Source organism: Chloroflexota bacterium (genome assembly GCA_016197225.1).
In the GTDB taxonomy this organism is placed as follows: domain Bacteria; phylum Chloroflexota; class Anaerolineae; order Anaerolineales; family VGOW01; genus VGOW01.
Map to the genome: position 1 here is coordinate 1 of JACPWC010000092.1, position 5,349 is coordinate 5,349.

Genomic DNA, 5,349 nt, shown 5'->3' on the forward strand with positions numbered 1-5,349 from the left:
GGGGAGCTGGGGTATCATATACCCCAGCATAACTCACCTAATTCAACTTTAACCCTAAAATTTTACTCGAAACGGGAGGCTTGAATTATCAAAAACGAGATTTTTATTCATCATGAGGAAACCATGTTTGAAAACTTGATCAGCGGACAAAAAGTTTTTCGTGCTTTAGCATTGCTCAGGCTAGTAGTAATTGTGCCTCTAATTATTTTGCTGAACGATACCAATCGCGTTGTAGCTCAAGCGCAATCAACTTCTACGCTTACCTCGACGCCATAAAATGGCCAAACGATTGCTCTCTCTCCTTCTTGCCTTTCTGCTAACAGCCTGCCAGGGCAGTAGTGTGGCCACGCTCGCGCCTACGCCAACTACTGAGCCGCCCACAGCTACACTCGCGCCGACCGATAATACGCCAAAACCAACAGCCACGCCCGAACCAACTGAGATTCTGACGCCGATCGCGACACCAGCGTTAGTAGAGCGGTTAGTGTTTGAAGAAGGACGGTCTGCTGTATTCATAAATAGTGATGGGAGCGACAGAGAAGAGCTTGCCCTTCTACCCCCCGATGCGATTCCTAATCATCTTCGTGCGATAAAACCATCACCTGATGGAAAGCACCTGGCTTTTGGTGCCTTTATCGAAGTCCCTACCGCGTCTCAGATTTATAGCCCTCTATCTGTTATCAACATTGAATCTCAATCTACTTCAGAGGTCCTGCCTGAATGGAACTCATTGGCTGGAGTATCGTGGGCGCCAGATAGCAGTGCTTTCGTAATTCCTGCAAACAGGATTTTCATTTGGAACATAGGCGCCCAGCAACTTGAATATGTGACTTCGTGTGGCGATCTACAAGAACACCATTTGTATCCCTCATGGTCGCCCGATGGCAAGTTTATAGCTTTCGCAAATTTCAGGAGTGAAACAAACTCTGGCCCATCTAATTATGACAAAGAAAATCATGGCGCTTTGTGTCTTATCCGGCCTGATGGCTCAGAAGCAAGAATGTTGGTTGATCAAATATATCTGCAAGGCGAAGATCCCTTCACAAATTTCGAAGCACCTTTCAACGCATTTGCGTGGTCGCCAGATAGCCGCTGGATTGCTTTTCTTATAGGAGATACTGAGCCTGATATTGCCATTATCAATGTTGAAACAGGAGAAACGCGGATATTAGCACCTAGCCCAGCGAAAGATGTGAATCCAGATTGGTCGCCGGACGGAACGCGTATAGCTTTTGCCAGCAACCGGAGTGGCCGGGATGAAATCTTCATTGTAAGCGTGGATGGTGATGATTTAATCAATATCACACCTGACGCTGAGTAAGACTCTTTCAGCCCGGTGTGGTCACCCAGTGGTCATCATCTTGCCTGGTTAATCAGCAACTTTGAATCTTCTTCGATTTATTCAATCGTCGCGGGCAACACTAACGGAACCGATCAGATACAGTTGGGCTTGTCTATCTCCCGTCCGGCTTGGTTCCTTATTCAAGAACCGTGAACTCATTTTAATAGTGAGCAGAACTGGACGAACATCACTCCTGCTGGTTGGGCACAGAGCCCGCAGACTGGGCTACGGATAGGGGCCTCAACCGTTAACCGACAATTTCTCTTTGCCACTGATGGCACCCTCTTTTACTACAGCACTGATGGCGGCACGACCTTTGCCCAACTTTTTACTTTTGCAAGTATCGCGAAAGGATTCAACTGGCACGATAGCTTATTCAGAGCACTTACCACAACGGATATTCTTAGTTCTGTTGATGGCGGTTACACTTGGACAAGTAAACTGGGAAATTGGGCATCGGCAATGGGGTCGGCTTTTAACGGGCCAGTGGTAGTAGTGCCAGGGCCATAAAATTTCAATTTTCACAATCCCTTGACGGGGCAAAATCGGCATGATAAAATCCCAACCCGCTGACATAAGCTAACCCGCGGCCATTGCCCTTTTTGCGCCGCGAGCTGAATACTAGTTGGAATATCTTGAGCGAGGCCACCGTGGCTGTATCCGGTGGCCTCGCTCACGCGAGTAGCACGGACGAGACAAGCAGTACGGGAGGGCTAAGTGCCGACAATCAATCAACTGGTTCGCAAGGGCCGCCAAACCAAGAAGAGCAAAAGCAAAGCCCCGGCTTTGCAATATACGCTTAACTCGAACAAACAGCGCCGGATGAAGCAACCGAAGGGCGCGCCGCAGAAGCGCGGCGTTTGCACCATCGTCCGCACCCAGACGCCCAAGAAGCCGAACTCGGCTCTGCGCAAGGTGGCCCGCGTCCGCCTGACCAACGGCCTCGAAGTGACGGCCTACATTCCGGGCGAGGGCCATTCTTTGCAGGAGCACTCGGTGGTGCTGGTGCGCGGTGGCCGTGTCAAGGACCTGCCCGGCGTGCGCTATCACATCGTGCGCGGCACCCTCGACACCACCGGCGTGGAAAACCGCCGCCAGGGACGCTCCAAGTACGGCAACAAGCGGCCCAAGGAAGCCAAGGCCGCGGCGGCTAAGAAATAAGAATTTTCAACGACCTGTCAGGTTTTGGCAGTTAATGCCACCAGAACCTGGCAGGTCTTTGTGAGCGGAGATCTGAAATGTCACGACGCAACAAACCATCCAAACGTCCTATTCTGCCAGACATCAAGTACAACAGCCCGGTGATCTCGATGTTCGTCAGCCGCATGATGTACAGCGGCAAGCGGAGCGTGGCCTCCGGTGTGATCTACGACGCGCTGGCTCTGGTGGAAGATCGGGCCAAGCGCCCGGCGATAGAGGTCTTTGACCAGGCCCTGAAGAATGCCGCCCCGACGGTGGAAGTGAAGCCCCGCCGCGTCGGCGGGGCCACCTACCAGGTGCCAATGGAAGTGCCGCAGGAGCGCCGCCAGTCGCTGGCCATGCGCTGGCTCATCGCCGGGGCGCGGACTCGCGGCGGGCGCTCGATGGCTGAAAAACTGGCCGGGGAATTCATGGATGCCGCCAACAACACCGGAACGGCAGTGAAGAAGAAGGAAGAAACACACAAGATGGCCGAGGCCAACCGGGCCTTTGCCCACTATCGCTGGTAAGGGCGTTCAATTGAACGCCCCTACAAAAACCTGATTTGCATCATGGCTCGTAATTATCCGCTGGAAAAAACCCGCAACATCGGCATCATCGCTCACATTGACGCCGGTAAAACCACGACCACTGAGCGTGTCTTGTTCTACACCGGCAAGACTCATCGCATCGGCTCGGTAGATGACGGCACGACTGTCACCGACTGGATGGAGCAGGAGCGCGAACGCGGCATCACCATCGTCTCTGCCGCCGTCACTGCCGAGTGGAACGGCTATCTCTTCAACTTAATTGACACCCCCGGACACATTGACTTCACCGCCGAAGTGCAACGCTCTCTGCGCGTGCTGGACGGCGGCGTGGTGGTCTTCGACGCAGTGCAGGGCGTGGAGCCGCAGTCCGAAACGGTCTGGCGTCAGGCTGACCGCTACGGCGTGCCGCGTATCTGCTTCATCAACAAGATGGATCGCACCGGCGCCGACTTCTACCGCTCGACCGACATGATCCGCACTCGCCTGAGTGCGAACCCGGTGCTGATGCAAATCCCGATCGGCGCTGAATCCAAGTTTGAGGGCGTAATTGACTTGCTCACCAAGCAGTCCATCCGCTGGACGGATCAGAGCGGGCGCAACATGGAATACGGCCCTGTCCCGGCAGACATGGTTGACCAGGTCAACGAGTATCATGCCAAGATGGTCGAGCACATCGTCGAGAACGACGACCATCTAATGGAGGCGTATCTCGAAGGCAAGGAGCCGGGCATCGAGCAACTCAAGTCCACTCTGCGCAAGGCGACGATTGCCGGCAAGACCTTCCCCGTGTTCTGCGGTTCCGCCCTCCGCAACAAAGGTGTTCAGCCGGTGCTGGATGCCGTGATTGATTACCTGCCCTCGCCCCTCGACATTCCGGCGGTGAAGGGCATCAACCCCAAGACAGACGAAGAAGAAACCCGGCCCGTTGACGAGAACGCGCCGTTGTCGGCCCTGGTCTTCAAAATTGTGGCCGACCCTTACGTAGGCCGCCTGGCTTATTTCCGAGTCTATTCGGGCGCGATCCGAACCGGCACCACCATCCTCAACTCCACCAAAGACAAGCGCGAACGCATTGGCCGCGTGATCCGGATGTACGCCGACCACCGCGAAGATGTGAACGAAGTGCTGGCCGGGGACATCGCCGCGGTGCTGGCTCTCAAAGACACCTTCACCGGCCACACTCTCTGCGACCCGGCGAACCCGGTTGTGTTGGAGGCCATCTCCTTCCCCGACCCGGTGATTCACATTGCCATTGAGCCGAAGTCAACGGCGGACCAGGACAAGATGGGCGAAGCCCTGCGCAAGCTGGCTGAGGAAGACCCCACCTTCAAAGTCCGCTCCGACGATCAGACCGGACAGACCATCATCGGCGGCATGGGCGAATTGCATCTGGAAGTGATTGTGGATCGCATGTTGCGCGAATACAAAGTGCAGGCCAACGTAGGCCGTCCACGCGTGGCCTACCGCGAGTCGATCACCCGGGCCGTGCCTAAAGTTGATCTTAAGTTCGCCAAGCAATCGGGCGGCCACGGTCAATATGCCCATGTGGTTCTGGCTATGGAGCCGGCGCCCTCGGGTTCCGGCATCCTGTTTGAAAACAAAATCGTGGGCGGGGCCATTCCCAAAGAATATATCAACCCTACCGAGAAGGGTATTCGCGAAGCCGCCGAAGGCGGTGTGCTGGCCGGTTACCCGGTGGTGGATGTGAAAGTGACCCTGATTGACGGCTCGTCACACGACGTGGACTCCAGCGAAATGGCCTTCAAGACGGCCGGCTCGATGGCGTTCAAAGACGGAGTCATGAAGGGCGGGCCGGTTCTGTTGGAACCGATCATGAAGGTGGAAGTCGTCGCCCCGGATGAATACCTGGGCGATGTCCTCGGCAACCTGTCGGCCCGGCGCGGCACCATCGAAGGCATGGAACCGCGTAATGGCGTGCAGGCCGTGCAGGCCAAAGTGCCGCTGGCCGAGATGTTCGGTTACGCCACCGATATTCGTTCAATGACACAAGGGCGGGGCGTGTATTCGATGGAATTCGATCACTACGCCCAGGTCGCCCAGCACGTTGCCGACGAGGTCATCTCCGGCAAAACCAAAAAATAAATTTTTATTCGTGATACCGTAGGAGGCTCAGCAATGGCAAAAGAGAAATTTGACAGAAGCAAACCGCATGTCAACGTGGGGACAATGGGGCACATTGACCACGGCAAGACGACCCTGACGGCGGCCATCACCAAAGTCCTGGCGATGAAGAAACTGGCGTCGTTCAAAGCCTAC

Annotated in this window: 5 protein-coding genes; all 5 read left to right on the forward strand. The window is 55.1% G+C overall.

Annotated elements, in window-relative coordinates; genetic code table 11:
• The first annotated feature begins 277 nt into the window (after positions 1 to 277).
• On the forward strand, positions 278 to 1,321 hold the full coding sequence (locus tag HYZ49_15970; protein MBI3243782.1) for a PD40 domain-containing protein: 1,044 nt from the start codon (positions 278 to 280) through the stop codon (positions 1,319 to 1,321).
• A 738-nt stretch (positions 1,322 to 2,059) separates the two neighbouring features.
• A complete protein-coding gene (rpsL, locus tag HYZ49_15975; protein ID MBI3243783.1) occupies positions 2,060 to 2,503 on the forward strand; it encodes a 30S ribosomal protein S12 in 444 nt (147 codons plus the stop codon).
• Between the two features lie 77 nt (positions 2,504 to 2,580).
• A complete protein-coding gene (rpsG, locus tag HYZ49_15980) occupies positions 2,581 to 3,051 on the forward strand; it encodes a 30S ribosomal protein S7 (protein MBI3243784.1) in 471 nt (156 codons plus the stop codon).
• Positions 3,052 to 3,093: 42 nt separating this feature from the next.
• The gene (fusA, locus tag HYZ49_15985) at positions 3,094 to 5,175 is read left to right on the forward strand and encodes an elongation factor G (GenBank protein ID MBI3243785.1); all 2,082 of its coding nucleotides are present in this window, start codon (positions 3,094 to 3,096) and stop codon (positions 5,173 to 5,175) included.
• A 33-nt stretch (positions 5,176 to 5,208) separates the two neighbouring features.
• The coding region (gene tuf, locus HYZ49_15990; protein ID MBI3243786.1) for an elongation factor Tu at positions 5,209 to 5,349 on the forward strand (141 nt) is incomplete at its 3' end.

Coding starts and splice junctions, on each gene's coding strand:
- HYZ49_15970 (MBI3243782.1), top strand. CDS start 278: ATGGCCAAACGATTGCTCTCTCTCCTTCTTGCCTTTCTGCTAACAGCC.
- rpsG (MBI3243784.1), top strand. CDS start 2,581: ATGTCACGACGCAACAAACCATCCAAACGTCCTATTCTGCCAGACATC.
- fusA (MBI3243785.1), top strand. CDS start 3,094: ATGGCTCGTAATTATCCGCTGGAAAAAACCCGCAACATCGGCATCATC.